The 18,189-nt window shown below is 68.7% G+C and carries 16 protein-coding genes; 7 read left to right on the top strand and 9 right to left on the bottom strand.

The window, feature by feature from the left end; translation table 11 throughout:
• Positions 1-177 precede the first annotated feature (177 nt).
• On the bottom strand, positions 178-2,451 hold the full coding sequence (recG, locus tag ACFVIV_RS25735; RefSeq protein WP_379200488.1) for an ATP-dependent DNA helicase RecG: 2,274 nt from the start codon (positions 2,449-2,451) through the stop codon (positions 178-180).
• Positions 2,451-4,412: a DAK2 domain-containing protein gene (locus ACFVIV_RS25730; protein WP_379200486.1), complete on the bottom strand. Its 1,962-nt coding sequence runs from the start codon at positions 4,410-4,412 to the stop codon at positions 2,451-2,453. The genes recG and ACFVIV_RS25730 overlap by 1 nt, the downstream gene beginning before the upstream one ends.
• A 290-nt stretch (positions 4,413-4,702) precedes the next feature.
• On the opposite strand from ACFVIV_RS25730, the gene rpmB reads away from it, so the two are divergent.
• Complete coding sequence (gene rpmB, locus ACFVIV_RS25725) at positions 4,703-4,894, top strand: 50S ribosomal protein L28 (RefSeq protein WP_011210730.1); 192 nt, start codon at positions 4,703-4,705, stop codon at positions 4,892-4,894.
• Positions 4,895-4,965: 71 nt separating this feature from the next.
• On the top strand, positions 4,966-5,469 hold the full coding sequence (locus ACFVIV_RS25720; protein ID WP_379200484.1) for a GNAT family N-acetyltransferase: 504 nt from the start codon (positions 4,966-4,968) through the stop codon (positions 5,467-5,469).
• Here ACFVIV_RS25720 and ACFVIV_RS25715 read toward each other — a convergent pair.
• The 3 genes from ACFVIV_RS25715 to thiL are packed head-to-tail and all read right to left on the bottom strand — an operon-like array spanning position 5,453 to position 7,475.
• On the bottom strand, positions 5,453-5,704 hold the full coding sequence (locus ACFVIV_RS25715) for a hypothetical protein (protein WP_379200483.1): 252 nt from the start codon (positions 5,702-5,704) through the stop codon (positions 5,453-5,455). The two genes, ACFVIV_RS25720 and ACFVIV_RS25715, sit on opposite strands and share 17 nt — an antisense overlap.
• Positions 5,705-5,739: 35 nt before the next feature.
• Complete coding sequence (locus ACFVIV_RS25710) at positions 5,740-6,417, bottom strand: uracil-DNA glycosylase (RefSeq protein ID WP_379200481.1); 678 nt, start codon at positions 6,415-6,417, stop codon at positions 5,740-5,742.
• Positions 6,418-6,464: 47 nt separating this feature from the next.
• Positions 6,465-7,475, bottom strand: coding sequence for a thiamine-phosphate kinase (gene thiL / locus ACFVIV_RS25705; RefSeq protein WP_379200573.1), 1,011 nt, complete (start codon positions 7,473-7,475; stop codon positions 6,465-6,467).
• 204 nt (positions 7,476-7,679) lie between these two features.
• Between thiL and ACFVIV_RS25700 the strand changes: the two genes are divergently transcribed.
• On the top strand, positions 7,680-8,573 hold the full coding sequence (locus ACFVIV_RS25700; RefSeq protein WP_379200479.1) for a DUF3515 domain-containing protein: 894 nt from the start codon (positions 7,680-7,682) through the stop codon (positions 8,571-8,573).
• Positions 8,574-8,650: 77 nt separating this feature from the next.
• On the opposite strand, the gene ACFVIV_RS25695 is transcribed toward ACFVIV_RS25700, so the two are convergent.
• Positions 8,651-9,013, bottom strand: a complete 363-nt coding sequence (locus tag ACFVIV_RS25695; protein WP_379200477.1) for a DUF6191 domain-containing protein — start codon at positions 9,011-9,013, stop codon at positions 8,651-8,653.
• 10 nt (positions 9,014-9,023) lie between these two features.
• Between ACFVIV_RS25695 and ACFVIV_RS25690 the strand changes: the two genes are divergently transcribed.
• Complete coding sequence (locus tag ACFVIV_RS25690) at positions 9,024-9,494, top strand: DUF5946 family protein (RefSeq protein ID WP_379200476.1); 471 nt, start codon at positions 9,024-9,026, stop codon at positions 9,492-9,494.
• A gap of 178 nt (positions 9,495-9,672) precedes the next feature.
• Here ACFVIV_RS25690 and ACFVIV_RS25685 read toward each other — a convergent pair whose 3' ends face one another.
• On the bottom strand, positions 9,673-10,770 hold the full coding sequence (locus tag ACFVIV_RS25685) for a D-alanine--D-alanine ligase family protein (RefSeq protein WP_379200474.1): 1,098 nt from the start codon (positions 10,768-10,770) through the stop codon (positions 9,673-9,675).
• Between the two features lie 353 nt (positions 10,771-11,123).
• Entirely contained in the window at positions 11,124-12,119 is a 996-nt protein-coding gene (locus ACFVIV_RS25680; protein ID WP_379200472.1) for an NAD(P)H-dependent glycerol-3-phosphate dehydrogenase, read from the bottom strand.
• A 118-nt stretch (positions 12,120-12,237) separates the two neighbouring features.
• On the opposite strand from ACFVIV_RS25680, the gene cofC reads away from it, so the two are divergent.
• The 3 genes from cofC (at position 12,238) to ACFVIV_RS25665 (ending at position 16,210) form a co-directional block, all read left to right on the top strand.
• Positions 12,238-12,972, top strand: a complete 735-nt coding sequence (gene cofC, locus ACFVIV_RS25675; RefSeq protein ID WP_379200470.1) for a 2-phospho-L-lactate guanylyltransferase — start codon at positions 12,238-12,240, stop codon at positions 12,970-12,972.
• 62 nt (positions 12,973-13,034) lie between these two features.
• Complete coding sequence (locus ACFVIV_RS25670) at positions 13,035-15,254, top strand: RNA degradosome polyphosphate kinase (protein WP_379200468.1); 2,220 nt, start codon at positions 13,035-13,037, stop codon at positions 15,252-15,254.
• Complete coding sequence (locus ACFVIV_RS25665) at positions 15,251-16,210, top strand: NUDIX domain-containing protein (RefSeq protein WP_379200466.1); 960 nt, start codon at positions 15,251-15,253, stop codon at positions 16,208-16,210. The genes ACFVIV_RS25670 and ACFVIV_RS25665 overlap by 4 nt, the downstream gene beginning before the upstream one ends.
• A 1,273-nt stretch (positions 16,211-17,483) precedes the next feature.
• Here ACFVIV_RS25665 and ACFVIV_RS25660 read toward each other — a convergent pair.
• Complete coding sequence (locus ACFVIV_RS25660) at positions 17,484-18,119, bottom strand: HU family DNA-binding protein (protein ID WP_379200464.1); 636 nt, start codon at positions 18,117-18,119, stop codon at positions 17,484-17,486.
• Positions 18,120-18,189 lie beyond the last annotated feature (70 nt).

The raw sequence follows: 18,189 nt of genomic DNA, 5'->3' as shown, positions 1-18,189 counted from the left end.
CAGCAACGCACTTGGCAGCAGCCCGCCATCCGCAATAGCCCGGCGGCCCTACAACCCCGGCAGCAGCCCCACCCGTCACCCCGGCGTGCTTTTGGCCGGGGTCTCCGTCACTACAGTAGATTCCGGCCAAAAGCGCGCCGGAATGACGGAGTGCGGGTCCGGCACCAGGGAGTCGGGTTACGACTTCGCCAGGTACTCCAGGCGCTCGCCGTCCACTGCGGCGTGCATCATGCCGGCGAGGCCGGGGTGCTGGGTCAGGCCGGGGTCGGACTCGACTACCTCTCGGGCCAATTGCTGTGCGGCGGTGATTACTTCGAGGTCGTCCAGTAGGGACAGCAGGCGGAGGCTGCGGGCGGTGCCGGACTGGGCGGAGCCCAGGACGTCGCCCTCGCGGCGCTGGCGGAGGTCCAGGACGGCGAGTTCGAAGCCGTCGGTGGTGCCTGCCACGGCTTCGAGGCGGGCCATGGCGGTGCCGACCGGGTTGGATTCGGTGATCAGCAGGCAGAGGCCGGCGTGTTTGCCTCGGCCTACGCGGCCGCGCAGCTGGTGGAGCTGGCTGACGCCGAAGCGGTCGGCGTCGACGATGACCATGACGGTGGCGTTGGGGACGTCGACGCCGACTTCGACGACGGTGGTGCAGACCAGGACGTCGATATCGCCGTCGTTGAAAGAGCGCATGACGCGGTCTTTCTCGTCGGAGGGCAGGCGGCCGTGGAGCAGGCCCACGCGTAGGTCCTGCAGGGGGCCGCTGCGCAGCATTTCGTAGACGTCGACGGCCGCGTGGGTGGTGGGGCCTTCCTTCTCCTCGTCGGATTTCTTGCGGCCCTTGGCTTTACCATTGCCGTTCTCGTCCTCGTCGCCGATGCGGGAGCAGACCACGTAGGCCTGGCGACCGGCCTGGACTTCCTCGTGGATGCGTTCCCAGGCGCGGTCCACCCAGGAGGGTTTCACCTTGGCGGGCACCACTTTCGAGGTGATCGGCGAGCGGCCGCGCGGGAGCTGGGTGAGGGTGGAAGTCTCCAGATCGCCGAGGGTGGTCATGGCGATGGTGCGCGGGATGGGGGTGGCGGTCATGACCAGCAGGTGCGGGCTGATGCCGTTCTTCGCCTTGGCGCGCAAGGCATCTCGCTGTTCCACGCCGAATCGGTGCTGTTCGTCGACGACGACCATGCCGAGGTCGAAGAACTCGACGGCCTCCTGGATGAGGGCGTGGGTGCCGATGACCAGGCCCGCCTCACCGGTGACGGCGTCCAGCAGCGCGGCCTTCTTCTGGCCCGCGGACATGGAGCCGGTCACCAGCACAACCTTGGTGGCGGTGTCGGCCGCGCCCAGTTCACCGGCCTCACCGAGATCGCCGAGCATATTCTTCAGCGACCGATAGTGCTGGGCGGCAAGGACTTCCGTCGGAGCGAGCAGGGCGGTCTGCTGGCCGTTGTCGACCACCTGCAGCATGGCGTGCAGGGCGACGATGGTCTTGCCAGAGCCGACCTCGCCCTGCAGCAGGCGGTGCATGGGGTGGCTGCGGGACAGATCCGCGGAGATCTCGTCGATGACGGTGCGCTGGCCCTCGGTGAGCTCGAAGGGGAGGCGCTTGTCGAAGGCGGCGGCAATGCCGTCGGTGCGGGGCGGGCAGGGCTTGGCGGCGCGGCCCTCGGTCTGATGGCGGCGTTCGGCCAGGACCAGTTGCAGCGCCAGGGCCTCGTCGAAGCGCAGACGGTTGCGGGCCTCGTCGATATCGGATTTGCGCTCGGGTAGGTGGATCAGGCGCAGGGCGTCGGAGACGGGGAGCAGGGAATGCTCGGCACGCAGGTCCTCCGGCAGCGGGTCGTCGATCGGGTCGAGCTGATCGAGAATCTGGCGGACACAGCGCAGCAGATCCCAGCTCTGCACCTTGGCGGTGGCGGGGTACACGGGGATGAACTCCCGTTCGAAGAACGAGACATCCACGCCGCCCGCGCCTTTCGCGCTCTGTGCCAGACCGCGCAGGGCGCCGCCGCCGCGGACCGAGGTGAGGTTCTCGACCGAACCGTCCTCCTTGTCCGGCAGGATCAGATAATCCGGGTGCGAGAGGTTCCAGCGGTCCGGCCGCCACCAGTGCACGGTGCCCGACATCATTGCCCGCACACCGTCTTTCACCAGATAGCGCACCTTGTCGCCATTGAAGAAGGTGATGTCGACCGGGCGCGGGCCGCCGGTGTCGAGGGCCACCTTCAGCAGGCTGCCGCGCCGGTTCTTCATGGGCCGCAGTTCGGTCTTGGTGACCCGGCCCATCACGGTGATGTGCTGCCCCTCCTCCGGCGCCTCCTCGGTGAGCGGCTGCCCCTGGGTGGCATAGCGCAGCGGATAGTGCCGTAGCAGGTCCTCGACGGTGTGCATATCGAAGGCCTCGGCCAGCGGTTCGGCGGCTTTCACGCCGAGCACATGGTCCAGCCGGTCACTCAATGTCGCCACTACTCAACCCCGATCTGCACGAGATCCCCGGGCTGCCCGCCCGGGTACACCACCACCTCCACACCGGGGAAGGCGGCGGCGACATGTTCACTCAACTCTGCCGAAAGTCCTTCGGGCGCATCGGCTCCCATGAGCATGGTCACCAATTCCCCGCCGAGCCCGAGCATCCGGTCCAGCAGCGTGCGCCCCGCGGCCCGCACATCGGCGTCGATCACCACCACATCGTGCCCGACCAGCCCGAGCCCATCCCCCGCATCGCACGTCCCCACAATCGTCAGCGCCCGCTCCGGCGCGACTCGCAGTGCCCCCCACCGTGTTCCGGCCGCCGCCTCCGACATGGCGAACGCATCGTCCACCGCGATCCGCCCCCCATCGTGCATCGACAGCGCCGCCAGCCCCTGCACCATCGACGCACTCGGCAACATCAGCACCTCCCGCTGCCCATCCCGAGCCGCCACACTCACCGCCACCAATTCGTGCGCCGGCAACGCCCCATTCGGCAACACCAGCACCTCCCGATGCGGCAACCCCCGAATCCCCGCCAGCAACGCCTCCGCCGTCACCTCCCCCTCCAACACCGCCGCCCCCGAATCCTCGAACAACCGCACCGCCCCCTCCCCCGAAGCGACGGCCAGTATCCCCCGATCCGCCACCCCCTCCGGCGCATGCTCGGACACCGCGAGACTTTCGATCCGAATCCCGCTGAGAGCCCCGGCCGTCAGCCCCGCCTCCACGGCAGCCCCCGCATCCGCGCAATGCACATGCGCCGACCAGGATCCGGCCCCGTCCCCGACCACAACGACCGAATCCCCAAGCTCCGCAAGCCGATCCCGCAATCGCGCTGCCCGCTCGTCATCGGAACCACTCAGCCGATACATGACCTCATACATAGGAGCACCCGCCTCACCCACGGCACCCCCCATCCCACCGTAGGCCCGATCTCCCGAATCCACATCCACCCCAACAGAATTCGCAGCTGTGCCCGCGGTGACCCCAACGCCGCCCAGCAAGACCGCCCCGGACTGGACAGTCGAAGGCTGATGCGACACCACACCGGACTCGCCCCGCACATAGGTCGGCCGCGTCGGAGGTTGCGCACCGGTCACGACGACCAACTCGTCCAGCAGCACCAGCAGCCCCCGAGCACCGGCGTCCACCACTCCCGCTTCACGCAGTGCTCCAAGCTGAGAAGGCGTCTCCTCCAGCGCCTTGGCCGCTCCATCGGCAGCAGCCAACGCCACCGCCGACAACGTCCGCTCCGGACATTCCCCCGCACTCTCGGCCGCACAGTCCAGCACCGTCAGCATGGTCCCCTCGACAGGCGAACTCAGCGCCTCCCGCACCAGCCCCGCCGCCCGCCGCAAGCCAAAGCGCAATGTCGTCTCGGTGAGCGGTCCGTCACACACCGCATCGGCCATCCCCCGCAGCACCTGCGACAGGATGATCCCTGAATTGCCCCGGGCCCCCGCCGTAGCCGCCCGCGCCATGGCGCTCGCGATCGCGTATGCCGACACTCCAGGCCCCGGCTCATCGCCGCCCACCCCGGCATCGCCCGGCGACTCGATCGAATCGCCCACGTCGAACCCACCGACCGGCCACTTCTGAGCGCTGCCATGCGCCACATCGGCGCCGAACGCCCCGGCTCCTCGCCCGGCTCCGGCCGCCGTGTTCTCCGGCTCGCGCGGCATGGCGTCGACCTCGGGCCGATCGAGCTCTCCGGCCGCACTCGTCCCAGCTCCAGAGCCTGCCGTGGCTTCCTCTGCCCCGCGCACGGCGGCGCGCATGGTGTTCAGCAGGTTGGTGCCCGTGTCCGCGTCGGGGACCGGGAAGACGTTGAGGGCGTTGATTTCGGCGCGGTGGCGCTCGAGCTCCGTTAGGCAGAGGCGGCCCCAGCGCAGCAGCGCAGTACCGTCGAGTGCGTCCGCTACCCCGGGCACCGTCACCGTCCTTCCGCTCGACATCGTGTCGTCGTAACCCCGGTGGCCAGCCTAGTCGCGACCCCCGACACCGCGCCGTCACCTGGTGTTCGTGCGGTGGTCGCGGGTCAGCGAACGGGGGGCCAATTGGACATCGGCGAGAGGGGGCGGTTACTCTTGCAGGGTTGCCCGACGCGGGCACCGGTCCTGCCCTCTCAGGTATCTGCTCGCGTTCGCCAGTTATTCGCTGGTAGGCACGTCCACGACATTTAAGTTTTCGGACACGCTGTGCACTGTGCAGCGGGTCCCAACATGACATGAAGGAGCTCGCGACTATGGCTGCCGTCTGCGACGTCTGCGCCAAGGGCCCCGGCTTCGGTAAGTCGGTTTCGCACTCGCACCGGCGCACCAACCGTCGCTGGAACCCGAACATCCAGACTGTTCGTGCGCAGGTTGCCCCCGGCAACACCCGCCGCATGAACGTGTGCACCTCCTGCCTCAAGGCCGGCAAGGTCGTGCGCGGCTGATTTCCAGCTTTCGAGAACCCCGGCGCCCATAATCGGGTGGCCGGGGTTTTTGTCGTATCCAGGAGGAAGCAATGGACGCGACGTGGCGGATCCTGCCGCTGACGGCCGAGTACACCCGGAGCCTGGCCGAATGCCATATCGCGTGCTGGCGTGAGGCGTATCGGGGATTGGTGCCCGACCATGTGCTCGACGCCTTCGATATCGATCGGCTGGCGGAGCAGACCGAGCGCCTGCGCGTCGCGCATCCCCGCCTGAACACCATCGCGGTGGTGGAGGACGAGGTCATCGGATTCGCCCGCGAAGGCGCGGCGATGGACGATTCGGTGGTCACGCCCCGCCAGCTCTTCGCGCTGTATGTGCGCGCCGCCTGGTACGGCACGGGCGTGGCCCACGATCTGATGCGCGCGGTGCTGGCCGAGGACGCCGACACCAGCCTGTGGGTCTTCGAGGAGAACCCGCGCGCGCAAGCCTTCTATAAAAAGTACGGCTTCGAACTCGACGGCGAACGCCGAGTCGAAGCCTTCACTCCCGCACTCGAAGTGCGAATGGTGCGCCGGGTTACTGGTGCCCGGTGAAGCAGTCCAGCTGCTGACTGATCGACTGGAAGATGCACGCCACCCGGGACGTCACGCTCGACGACATCGTGGTCGCGCTGTTGGTGTCGAACAGGCTCGCGACGGGCGCGGCCGGAGCCGTCTCGGCGGGGGCCGGTTCCAGCGTCAACGGCGCGGCATTGGCGGCGGGGGCCACGGCGAAAGCGGCACCCGCGGCAAGCGCGACGAAAACACCACGGGCAGTCTTGTTCTGCATACACATGCTCCTGATCGGATCTACGGATTCGCGCCCTAGGGCAGACGCCAGTCCACCGGCGCGGCCCCTAATGTACCCAGCAATTCGTTGGTACGTGAGAACGGACGAGATCCGAAGAATCCTCGCGAAGCCGACAACGGTGAGGGATGGGCGGATTCGATGGCGGGCGTGGCGCCCAGCATCGGCTTCAAGGTGGAGGCGTCGCGACCCCACAGAATGGCGACGAGCGGCTGGTCACGGGCGACCAGGGCGCGAATCGCCTGCTCGGTCACCGCTTCCCAGCCCTTGCCGCGATGCGAGGCCGGCTCGCCCGGGCGCACGGTGAGAACTCGGTTCAGCATGAGCACGCCCTGATCCGACCACGGCGAGAGATCACCGCAGGACGGCGTCGGGTACTCCAGGTCCTTGGAGTACTCCGAGAAGATATTGGCCAGGCTGCGCGGCACCGGCGAAACATCCGGCGCCACCGAGAAACTCAACCCCATGGCATGTCCGGGCGTCGGGTACGGATCCTGCCCGACGATCAGTACGCGCACCTTGTCGAACGGTCGCTGGAAGGCGCGCAGCACATTCTCCCCCTTGGGGAGATAGCCGCGCCCGGCGGCGTTTTCGGTGCGAAGGAATTCACCCATCTCGGCAATGCGGTCGGCCACCGGTTCGAGGGCCTCGGCCCAGCCCGAATCGATGACTTCCGACAGTGGTTTTCCACCCATGTCGGGATAACCTATCCGCCCCACTTCCACGGCGAAACCCCACCCTCCTATGCGAAGGATTCCCAACCGGTAGGTCCGGACCGCGTGACACCATCCACGGTCACCCCCGCCCCCGCACCAACCCGCCCGATGGATACCCAACCCGCAGGTAAATCCCCCGAATCCGAGAACGTCGCCGCGAACGCATGATCCTCCCCACCCGCGAGCACCCACTCCAACGCATCCGCCCCGATCTCGGCGGCAATAGATTCCAACCGCCCATCCCGCAGCGCCGAACCGTCGAGATCGATAGCCACACCGGAACTTTGGGCGATATGCCCGAGATCGGCCAGCAGCCCATCCGACACATCCGTGAGCGCCGTGATCACCGCGACGTCCCCGGGATGCGCCGCATGATGGGGGGCTGCTTCGACCGGGGGCTCGGCCGCACCTCGCGGGAGCGCGGCGGCGGGCAGGCTCAGCACCGCCTCGTAGCGGGGCTGCGGAACACGATGTGCGGCAACCACATCGGCGAAGCGATCAAGATCTGCGTCGGCCGATAGGACGGCCAGGCCCGCGGCCGACCGGCCCAGCCGGCCGGCGACCGCGACCACGTCGCCGGGACGCGCGCCCGAGCGCGTAATCACCTCGGCGCCAAGGGGATCGCCGAATGCGGTCACCGAGATGATGATCTCGGAGCTGCGTACCATGTCGCCGCCGGCGATCGAGGCACCGGCGCGTTCCGCCTCGACCCACATGCCGTCGGCGAGGGCTTCGACGAAGGCGACCGGGGTATCGGAGGGGCAGCCCAGTGCGACGACGAAGGCGCTCGGGCGGGCGCCCATCGAGACGACGTCGGCGGCGTTCTGGGCGATCGCCTTGCGGCCGATGTCCTGGGGGCTGGACCAGTCCAGACGGAAGTGGCGGTGCTCCAGCAGCATGTCGGTCGTCACCACGAAGCGACCGGCCGGTGCGGCGACCAGGGCGGCGTCGTCGCCAGGCCCCATCAGCACGCCCGGCGCCTGGGTGCGTCCGGCATTGATGCGGTCGATGAGCGCGAACTCCCCGAGGTCGCGCACGGTGGGAAGCGGTGTCGGCTGCCCGGCGGCAGCCGGTGTCGGCTCGGCCGGGCCCTGCCCGCTGCTGGCGGTGATGACGGTCTCCTCGGTACTGAGTGTGATGCGGCTGGCAAACGTATGAACGGTACCCTCGAACCCGCAATCGACGACCACCAGCCGGGCCCCGCTGTGCCCGGCGCGGCACGATCGGGGACCGACGACCGGATGAGCAACGACACCCGCGGCAGCGAACCGGAATCCACCAAGCCGGACACGACCGGTGACCCGGCGGGCACCTCCGCCGCCGCACCGGCCGCCGCGACCGGCGCGAACCCCGGCGAGAGCGCCGCCCCCGCGGGAAGTTCCGGCCGACCCGATGCCACCGGAGCCGAGACGAAAGCCGCCGACAATGCGGTTCACCTCGGAAAGTCCGAAGCCGAGATGGACAGCACGCCCGGTCCCGACGCCGAGAGCGAGTCTGGCGCCGACGCGAGCAAGTCCGGCACCAACGCGGACAGCAAGTCCGAGGCCGACGCGGACGGCGAGTCGGTGAGCACTGAACCGTCCGACGAGGACTACTCCCCCCGGCGCTCGCCCGCGCTCATCGCGACCGCGGCCGCGCTCCCGGTCGCGCTGGTGGTCGGTGTTCTGGTCGCGGGCGTGCTCGCCAATCGCAATCCGGTGCGCGAGCCGCTGGCCCTCGGCGCGGTGGACGCGCCCGGCGCCACCGGTCCGGCATGTTCGGCGCTGCTGCCCGAGCTCCCGGAGAAGATCGGCGATTACACGGCCGCCGAGCTGCGTCAGCCCGCCCCGGCCGCCACCAAGGCGTGGCAGTTGCCCGAGGGGGGCGAACCGATCGTGCTGCGCTGCGGTTTGGGCCGCCCGCTGGAATTCCACCGGGCCTCCCCGCTGCAGGTCGTGAACGGCGTCAGCTGGTTCGAGGTCAAGGATCCGACGAGTGGGGCCACCTCCGGCACCTGGTTCGCCGTGGACCGTGGCACCTACATCGCGCTGACCATGGCCAATGACGCCGGACCCACTCCCCTGCAAGAGGTTTCGGACGCCATCGCCAAAACCATCCCCCAGCAGGACCTGGACCCGAATCCCCTCCCCAACTAGCTGGACGAGCGATCACCGGGAACTGGTGGCGGCATCGGCCGAGTAGCCCCCGCCACCAGTTCCCGGTCGATGATGTTTCAGTTCGTGCGGAGGGTGACCTTGCCGGAGGTGAGGTCCACGTCGATGCCGTCGGTGCCGTCGCCGGGGTTCTCGCGGTGCATGAGGACCGACTGGCGTTGTTCGAATTCGGCCTGTTTGCCGGAGCTGAAAATGGCGTCGAACTGTTCGAAGCCGATGCCCGCGGCACTGCGCGGACCTTCCACATGGCGCATCCACGGCAGAACGGTCCGACCGGTCAGCTTGCGATAGGCGACCTCGGCGAAAGCCACCGCGATAATCAGCAGCGCCAGCCCGGGAATCGTCATGGCCACGATCACCTCACCGAGAGTACGCGGAGACGCGCCGAAAGCCAGCTGCGCGGCACCACCCGGAAGTGCCATGCTCGGCGGTATGACCGCAACTGCTGGGCACTGCCGGGAATGCGGTGCCGCACTACCCGAGTCCGGCGACTGCGGTGACCGCATTCCGGAACTGCTCGAAATCGAGTGGCGGGTGCTCGACGGCAGCGAGGACAGCCTGCGCGCCCACTTCTTCGCCATCGCGTCGTTCCAAGTGCAACACCCGTCGCGAATGACCCCGGAAGCCACCGCGGGGCTCCGCATACAGCTGACCCGCATGGTGCGCGACCCCATCCCTATCGCCAGCCTGCGAATCGATGTCCGCCGCGCCTTCCACGACGTGAAGGTGAACAACCCCAACCCGGGCGACCGTTCCGCGGTCGACCCGCGCTGGCCCACCCGCTGGCCGATGACCGCCGCCGATATCGTGACCCGCCCCGCCGACGAATACATCGCAGCAGTCTCCGAATGGGCGCAAACCACCGCCGACACCATCGACCTGGCGGTTCCGGCCGACCGCTGACGAGCTTCCACCCGGTGAAGGCTGGAGGGCGGACCTCCCGAAGACCCGGGAGCGGCCACCCCTCAACGTAGTTGGGGGTTCGGGGGCGCAGCCCCCGACGGGGGCTTTGGGGGCTGGCCCCCGACCACCGGGGGTCCGGGGGCAGAGCCCCTGGGAAAAATAGAGCCCGCCCCCTTTATCAGCGCAAACCTGTTCCGCGCGCCAGCGCCGTCTCGATAAGAGTGCTGACGAGCGTCTTGTTATCGATGCCGGTGGCATCCCACATGCGCGGATACATGGAAATGGCCGTGAAGCCGGGCATAGTGTTGATCTCGTTGATGACCGGCCCCTGCTCGGTGACGAAGAAGTCGACGCGGGCCAGCCCCTGGCAGTCCAGCGCCCGGAACGCCTTCACGGCGATCTCCCGAACCTGTTGCGCCACATCGTCGTCCAGCTTGGCCGGAACGTCGAACTCGCAAACATCATCGAGGTACTTCGTATCGAAGTCGTAGAACTCCGGCCCGTCCGCGGCAGCCTCCGGCATCCGGATCTCGGCCACCACACTGGCTTCCACGCGCCCGTCAGGGAACTCGAGCACACCGCATTCGACCTCGCGCCCGACGATCCCGGCCTCGACGATCACCTTCGGATCGACCTGGCGCGCAACGGCAATGGCGGCGTCCAGCTCATCCCAGCCGTCGACCTTGGTAATGCCGATCGAGGAGCCGCCGCGTGCGGGCTTCACGAACACCGGCAGCCCCAGGCGAGCCTTGTCCGCCTCCGACAGCGTCGCCACGCCGGGCCGCAGCACCACCTGCACGCCGATCGGAAGCCCTTCGGCCGCAAGCAGTTTCTTGGTGAATTCCTTGTCCATGCCCGCCGCGCTGGCCAGCACGCCCGGCCCGACATACGGAATCCCGGCCAACTCCAGCAGTCCTTGGATGGTCCCGTCCTCACCGAAAGCGCCGTGCAGCACCGGGAACACCACGTCCACGCCGCCCAGCACGGTCTCGGCCCCGTCGAGGGGAACCAGACTGCCCGACCGGGACGGGTCCGCGCTCAGGGTCAACTCGGTGCCGGCCTGGTTCACCGACGGTAGCGCGCGCTCGGTCGGAGTCAGTTCGCGCGGATCGCCACTGGCGAGCACCCAGGTGCCCTCGCGCGTGATCCCGATCGGAACCGCCTCGTACCGTTCGGGATCGAGGCTGCCCAGCACGGTCCGGGCCGAAACGCACGAAACCCCGTGCTCATTGCTCCGGCCGCCGAACACCACCGCCACCCTGATCCTGTTGGTCATGCCCGGAACCGTACCCGGTCGCGGATGGCGGCGGTGTTACACGGTCGGCTCAGGGCCCGGCGACCGCGGCCGCCGAGCTCCCGCTGACACAGTCGTGCCGGGAATGCCCGGTGTTACGCCGATCCGAGCCGACCACACCCCACCTCCCGCCTACCGCCCCGGACCGCGTCGATCGGCCGACGTGGGGCGAGAGCATCCGACGTACCGGTCGACGGCTGATCAGCACGGGCGTCCGGCAGGCCGAGACCCGTGGCAGCACAACTACCGAACCCCCGGCGGCGCGGCCGCCGAGCCGAGCGACAGCACCACCACCGAACCCCTGGCGGCGCACCGGTTCCCCGCTGCCGCGCCGTTCACTCGGATTTGAGCCTGCGGCCCAGCAGCTGACCCACCGCTTCCTCGGCGGAAAGCCCTTCGTGGCAGACCTGGTGCACCGCATTCGTGATCGGCATCTCCACCCCGTGCGCGACGGCCAGCGCCCGCACCGATGTGCAGGACTTCACACCCTCCGCGACCTGCCCATGGGTGGCCTGCTGCGCGGTCTCCATGCTGCCGCCCTCACCCAGCACGTGCCCGAAGGACCGGTTGCGCGACAGCGGCGAGGTGCAGGTGGCGACCAGATCACCGATTCCGGCCAGGCCCGCGAAGGTCACCGGCTCCGCGCCGACGGCCACGCCGAGCCGGATGATCTCGGCCAGCCCGCGCGTGATGAGCGTGGCAATGGAGTTGTCGCCCAATCCCATTCCGGAGGCGGCGCCGCAGGCCAGCGCGATGACGTTCTTGCAGGCCCCGCCGATCTCGCAGCCGATCACATCGGAATTGGTGTACGGCCGGAAGTACCCGGTGGCGATGGCGTGCTGCACGGCCTCGGCCCGCGCGGTATCGGTACAGGCGATCACGGTGGCGGCCGGTTGCCGGGCCGCGATCTCATCGGCCAGGTTCGGCCCGGACAGCACCGCGATCCGGCTCGGGTCGGCGCCGCTCACCTCGGCGATGACCTGGCTCATCCGCAGCAGCGTGCCGGTTTCGATGCCCTTGGCCACGCTCAGCAGGGTGGCGTCGGCGGGAATGATGTCCCGCCACGCGGCGAGATTGGTGCGCAGGGTCTGCGACGGCACCGCCAGCACCACGATGTCCGCCCCGGCCAGGGCCACCGCGGGATCGTCGGTGGCGGCGATCGGCGGCAGTTCCACGTCCACCAGATACGAGGGATTCCGGCGCCCGGTCGTGATCGCCTTCGCGATCTCCGGCCGCCGAGCCCACATGGTGACCTCGGTTCCGGCCTCCGCCAACACCTTCGCGAGCGCGGTCCCCCAGGAACCCGATCCCATCACTGCTGCCCTAGCCATCAGCCCAATATAAGCGGGGTGCGCGGGACGGCATGCCGAGCACGGCAAACAGGTGATTCGAGGCGCGAGTCCCACGCCCGCTCACCCGCCGGTCACCTCGGAGTGGGAGGATTCCGACATGTCCGCCACCGGCTCCGCACACCCGAATGGCGCCGCCGCACGCCCGTCCGTGCACGCCGTGATCGCGGTGAAAAGTCTCGGATCAGCCAAGAGCCGCCTGGCGGATCGCCTGCGTCCGCACGATCGATCGCGATTGGTGCTGGCCATGCTGGCCGATACGGTCACGGCCGCGGTCACGGCCGAGGGCATCGCCACGGTGACCGTGGTGACCCCCGATCCCGCCGTGACCGATGTGGTGAGCGGCCTGGGCGCGCACGTGCACCCGGAACCGCACGACCATCCGACCGGCGGCCTGAACGCGGCCCTGTCCGCGGCCGCCGCCGCGGTGCGCCGCCGGCACGGCGCGGTCGATCTGCTTGCCCTGCAAGCCGATCTGCCCGCCCTGCGCCCGCACGAACTGTCCGACATGCTGAGCGCCGCCGGGCCGCGCCGTTCGGTGGTGGCCGATCACGAGGGCAGCGGCACCGTGGCGCTGCTCGTCCGCGACGGCTCCGCGCCGCTCGACCCGCTCTTCGGCCCGGATTCGGCCCGCCGGCATATCGCGGCGGGTGCTGTGGAGTTGCTCGGCGCCTGGCCGGGCCTGCGCCAGGACGTGGACACCGCGGCGGACCTGGAGCGCGCCGCCGCGCTCGGGGTCGGCGCGGCCACCGAGACGTTATTGCGTGAAATAAGCGTGTCGCGGGCGTGTCAAGGAGCGAAACAAGTCCGCCGGGCCGGGTCGTCGATGTGCTGACCCGGCGTGATGTGCGCTGCAATGGACAGTGTCACGTCGGCGCGTCATACGGGACATAAGGAATGATCGTGAGAGTGAGCGATACGGAAACCGTGAAACAAACGCCGCTACTACCCGCGGCGCCACCCGCGGCGACCCCACCGCCCACCACCACCCAGACGCGGTTGCCGCAGGACCGGTACGTGAACCGGGAACTGAGCTGGCTCGACTTCAATGCGCGGGTGCTGGCGCTGGCGGAGGACACCTCGCAGCCGCTGCTCGAGCGCGCCAAATTCCTGGCGATCTTCGCCTCGAACCTCGACGAGTTCTACATGGTCCGGGTTGCCGGTTTGAAGCGGCGCGCCGAAACCGGGCTCTCGGTCCGCTCGGCCGACGGGCTCTCGCCCACCGAACAGCTGGAGATGATCGCCGCCCGCACCCAGGATCTGGCGGGCCGGCACGCGCGCGTCTTCCTCGATCAGGTGCTGCCCGCGCTCACCACCGAGGGCATCGAGGTCATCCGCTGGGCCGGGCTCGACGACGCCGAGAAGCAGCGCCTGTCCGGATACTTCCAGGACCAGGTCTTCCCGGTGCTCACCCCGCTCGCGGTCGATCCCGCGCACCCATTCCCCTACATCAGCGGCCTGAGCCTCAATCTCGCCGTGACCGTGAAGGATTCGGTCACCGGCGGTGAGCACTTCGCGCGAGTCAAGGTGCCCGACAATGTCGATCGCTTCGTGCGCGTGCGCCGCACCTTCGCCGCGGCCGGCCGGGACGGCAATTCCCCGGTCCGCGATTCCGCTGCCGCACAGGCCTCCAGCATGGCCGCCTTCCTGCCCATGGAAGAGCTGATCGCCGCTCACCTCGATCAGCTGTTCCCGGGAATGGAAGTGGTGGAACACCATTCGTTCCGGATTACCCGCAATGCCGACCTCGAGGTCGAGGAGGATCGCGACGAGGACCTGCTGCAGGCCCTGGAGCGCGAACTCGCCCGCCGCCGCTTCGGATCGCCGGTGCGGCTGGAAGTCTCCGACGATATGACCGAGCACATGCTCGATCTGCTGCTGCGCGAGCTCGATGTGGATCCGGCCGACGTGATCCAGGTGCCCGGCCTGCTCGACCTGTCCTGCCTGTGGCAGGTCTACGGCGTGGACCGGCCCAATCTCAAGGACGCGCCGTACGTCCCGGCCACCCCGCCGGCGTTCGGCGAACGCGAAACGCCCCGAAACGTTTTCGCCGCCCTGCGCGAGGGCGATGTGCTGGTGCACCACCCCTACGACTCGTTCTCCACCAGCGTGCAGCGGTTCATCGAACAGGCCGCCGCCGATCCGCAGGTGCTGGCCATCAAGCAGACCCTGTATCGCACCTCCGGCGACTCCCCCATCGTCAACGCGCTCATCGACGCCGCCGAGGCCGGTAAGCAGGTGGTGGCGCTGGTGGAGGTGAAGGCCCGCTTCGACGAGCAGGCCAACATCAAATGGGCGCGGGCGCTGGAACAGGCGGGCGTGCACGTGGTCTACGGCCTGGTCGGGCTCAAGACGCACTGCAAGACCTGCCTGGTGGTGCGCCGCGAGGGCGCCACCATCCGTCGCTACTGCCACATCGGCACCGGCAATTACAACCCCAAGACCGCGCGGCTCTACGAGGACGTCGGATTGCTCACCGCCGCACCGGAGATCGGCGCCGACCTCACCGACCTGTTCAACTCCCTGACCGGGTACTCGCGAAAGGCCAACTACCGCAATCTGCTGGTCGCCCCCAGCGGTGTGCGCGCCGGCATCATCGAGCGCATCGAACGTGAGGTCGAACTCGCGGCCCAGGGCGAGAAGGCGCGAATCCGGCTGAAGGCCAACGCCATCGTCGACGAGCAGATCATCGACGCGCTGTACCGGGCCTCGCAGGCCGGCGTGCCGGTGCAGATCGTGGTGCGCGGCATCTGCGGCCTGCGCCCCGGCGTGCCCGGCATGAGCGAGAACATCGAGGTCCGCTCGATTCTCGGCCGGTACCTGGAACATTCGCGGATCCTGCACTTCGAGGCGCAGAACGAGTACTGGATCGGCAGCGCCGACATGATGCACCGCAATCTGGACCGGCGCGTGGAAGTGCTGGCGCAGGTGAAGGATCCGCGCCTGGCCGACCAGCTCGGCGCAGTCTTCGACTCCGCGCTCTACGAGACCACCCGCTGCTGGGTGCTGCAGCCCGACGGCAGCTGGGCGGCGCAGCCCGATCCGGATGTCCCCGGTGAGCAGATCCGGGACCATCAGGAGTACCTCATGCGACTGCGACGTCCGGACCGCCGGTGAGCAAGTCGAGTTCCGATCCGGCCGGGGCGCTGTACGACCCGCGAGTCAGCGCCAATATCCTCGCCGCCGGTGCGGTGCTGTGGCGCGAGGCCGCGGACGGCGGCATCGAGATCGCCATGGTGCACCGCCCCAAATACGACGACTGGTCGCTGCCCAAGGGCAAATTGGATCCCGGTGAGACCCCGGTGGTGGCGGCCGTGCGCGAGGTCGCGGAGGAAACCGGTCTGCGATCGCGGCTGGGCCGCTATCTCGGCCATGTCACCTATCCGGTCACCGGGCACCGCAAGCTCAAGCGCGTCGACTACTGGGCCGCCCATGTGCTCGACGGCGCCTTCGAGTCCAATTCCGAGGTCGACGAAATCGTCTGGTGCGGCCTGGACGGGCTCATGGACGCGCTGTCCTACCCCATGGACCGCTCCATCGTCCGCAATTTCCTGCGCCTGCCCGCCGATACCGACACCCTGCTGCTGGTGCGCCACGCCAAGGCCGGTCGGCGCGAACGCTTCAGCGGCCCCGACGAGGAACGCCCGCTCGAAAAGGCCGGTCGCGCGCAGGCAGGCAATCTGGTGCCGAATCTGCTCGCCTTCGGCGCCACCGAAATCTACTCCGCCCCACCGCTGCGCTGTGTCCAAACCGTGACCCCGCTGGCCGAAGCACTGGGCGTGGACGTCAAACTCGATCCGCTGTTCTCCGAATCCGGTTATGCCGCAGCCCCCGACGCCGCCCTGGCGCGCGCCCGGGAATTGGGCTCGGACCCCGCCGTCCAGGTGATCTCGAGCCAGGGCAAGGTGATTCCCGGCCTCATGGAGACCTGGGCGGCTCGGGACGGGCTGAGCCTGCCTCCGGCCCGCAACCGCAAGGGCAGCGTCTGGGTGCTCTCCCTGCATCACGGCCGCTTGGTCGCCGCCGACCACCTCGACCGCATCCTCATCTCCCCCGAGATCTCACGCGTGTAATTCATATTTCCCTCCCGCGCACGACATCCGGCCGGTCACACCCCGGATTCCCCTCCCCCACGGCCGATTTCCGTCTCCCCGGACGACCGCACATCGGCCCCGGAACGCCGGAACCACCGCCGCGGCACCACATTCGGCCGGTCAGAGTCCGGATTCCGGCCTGCCGACAGGGCTGAGCGCCCAACGGCGGTCAAGATCGGATTCGGCTGTCCCAGCGCGACTTACAGATGACCGTCCGGCCGGTCGCGCGGCCATTCTCGACTCTCGGGGGGCAGCGGCGGGAACCAACTCCGGCCGGTCGCGCCCCAGATCCTCCCTCGCCCTGCGACTTCCGGCCACATTCGGATGGCATCCGGCCCGTCAGCGCGGGGATTTCGGTATACATCCGATGATTTGAGAAACTCATCGGCGCTCGGACCGGCCGCCCGACCATTCGGCGGAGTTTCCGCGCGGTCACTAAGATCGAATTCCACCGCGCGCACAGGACTTCCGGCCGGTCGGCGACCGGATTTCCGGATCGGCCGGGCAACCCCCGCCACCCGGATCCGGAGTGCGGATCCGCTGCCGCCGCACAACATTCGGCCGGTCGCGGGCCGGTTCCACGGTTCGAGAACGGCTTCCGGGCGCCGCGAGCCGTTTCCGGCCGGCCGTGCGAGTTCCGGTCTGCGGGGCGGCATTCGCCCGGTCGCGACGTGTATTCCGCCATCTGGCGAACGCCCGTCCGTGTATGGCTACTTCCCGGTTGAAGATCGAATTCATGCCCGGCCACACGGCTTCCGGCCGCTCGAGGGCCGGTTTCCGGGCCGTAATCGACCATTTCCGAACCCGGCCCGAAGATCGGATTCGGCTGTCGCCGGAGCACTTCCAGATCGGCATCCGGCCGGTCACAAGCCGATTTTCGGCGCCGGAGCGACGATTTCCGGCCACCGGTCCGAAGATCGGATTTGCCCCCGCCGCACGGCATTCGGCCGGTCGTGGGCCGGATCCCGCTCGGCGGTAGGGCTTCCGCCCGCCTCCGGGCGGACAAACCGCCGGTCGGAGCCCGGATTCAGCCGCGCCGCACCGTATCCGGCCGGTCGGGCCCGGTTTCATGATCAGAGACGATTCTGGGCCCGCGAGAGCCCGCCGGGCGGGTTCTACCCGCGCGTAGGAGGTTTCGCGGCGCTCGCGGCCCGCTGGAGGGCCGTGCGGGCGTGCGGGACGCTGCCCCCGGACATGCGAAACGGCCCGGCTGGGCCGGGCCGTCTCACATGTCGTCTTGCGCGAAAAACCGTCAGCGACGGGCGGTGCGCTTCGCCGCGGTCTTCTTGGCCGGAGCCTTCTTCGCGGTCTTCTTGGCGGCCGTAACCTTCTTGACCGCAGTCTTCTTGGCCGGAGCCTTCTTGGCGGTGGCCTTGACCGTGGTCTTCTTGGCCGTGGTCTTCTTGGCCGCCGTCTTCTTCGCCGCCGTCTTCTTGGCGGTGGCCTTCTTGGCCGGAGCCTTCGACGCGGCCTTCTTGGCCGTGGTCTTGGCCGGAGCCTTGGTGGCCTTCTTCGCGGTCTTCTTCGCCGTGGTCTTCTTGGCGCCCGCCTTGCCCGACACCGGGGCAGCCACACCGCGTTTCACGGCCGGGCCGCTCGACGCGATCTTCTGCTTACCGGCGATGATCGCCTTGAACTGGGCGCCCGGACGGAAGGCCGGCACGGAAGTGGGCTTCACCTTCACGGTTTCACCGGTGCGCGGGTTACGAGCCACGCGAGCGGCCCGCTTCCGCTGTTCGAAGACACCGAATCCGGTGATGGTGACGCTCTGACCTTTGTTCACCGCGCGCACGATCGTGTCGACAATCTGCTCGACTGCCGCAGTAGCCGTACGCCTGTCAGTACCCAACTTCTCGGTCAGAACATCGATCAGTTCCGCCTTGTTCATTGAATCCTCCGCAGACTAATGGCCCGTCGTCGGACCGACTAGGTACCACGGTAAACCTTCTTTGGGCAAG

It is taken from the genome of Nocardia sp. NPDC127526 (genome assembly GCF_042672265.1).
GTDB lineage: Bacteria > Actinomycetota > Actinomycetes > Mycobacteriales > Mycobacteriaceae > Nocardia.
The sequence above is the reverse complement of the archived record's forward strand: the minus strand, read 5'-3'. Positions and strand labels throughout refer to the sequence as shown.

Bases quoted from the DNA above. Each gene is read 5' to 3' on its own strand.
- ACFVIV_RS25670 (WP_379200468.1), top strand. From the start codon at position 13,035: ATGATCGTGAGAGTGAGCGATACGGAAACCGTGAAACAAACGCCGCTA.
- ACFVIV_RS25660 (WP_379200464.1), bottom strand. From the start codon at position 18,119: ATGAACAAGGCGGAACTGATCGATGTTCTGACCGAGAAGTTGGGTACT.
- ACFVIV_RS25685 (WP_379200474.1), bottom strand. From the start codon at position 10,770: ATGACCAACAGGATCAGGGTGGCGGTGGTGTTCGGCGGCCGGAGCAAT.
- ACFVIV_RS25720 (WP_379200484.1), top strand. From the start codon at position 4,966: ATGGACGCGACGTGGCGGATCCTGCCGCTGACGGCCGAGTACACCCGG.
- ACFVIV_RS25700 (WP_379200479.1), top strand. From the start codon at position 7,680: ATGAGCAACGACACCCGCGGCAGCGAACCGGAATCCACCAAGCCGGAC.
- ACFVIV_RS25680 (WP_379200472.1), bottom strand. From the start codon at position 12,119: ATGGCTAGGGCAGCAGTGATGGGATCGGGTTCCTGGGGGACCGCGCTC.
- cofC (WP_379200470.1), top strand. From the start codon at position 12,238: ATGTCCGCCACCGGCTCCGCACACCCGAATGGCGCCGCCGCACGCCCG.
- ACFVIV_RS25730 (WP_379200486.1), bottom strand. From the start codon at position 4,412: ATGTCGAGCGGAAGGACGGTGACGGTGCCCGGGGTAGCGGACGCACTC.
- ACFVIV_RS25690 (WP_379200476.1), top strand. From the start codon at position 9,024: ATGACCGCAACTGCTGGGCACTGCCGGGAATGCGGTGCCGCACTACCC.
- ACFVIV_RS25715 (WP_379200483.1), bottom strand. From the start codon at position 5,704: ATGCAGAACAAGACTGCCCGTGGTGTTTTCGTCGCGCTTGCCGCGGGT.
- ACFVIV_RS25695 (WP_379200477.1), bottom strand. From the start codon at position 9,013: ATGGCACTTCCGGGTGGTGCCGCGCAGCTGGCTTTCGGCGCGTCTCCG.
- rpmB (WP_011210730.1), top strand. From the start codon at position 4,703: ATGGCTGCCGTCTGCGACGTCTGCGCCAAGGGCCCCGGCTTCGGTAAG.
- ACFVIV_RS25710 (WP_379200481.1), bottom strand. From the start codon at position 6,417: ATGGGTGGAAAACCACTGTCGGAAGTCATCGATTCGGGCTGGGCCGAG.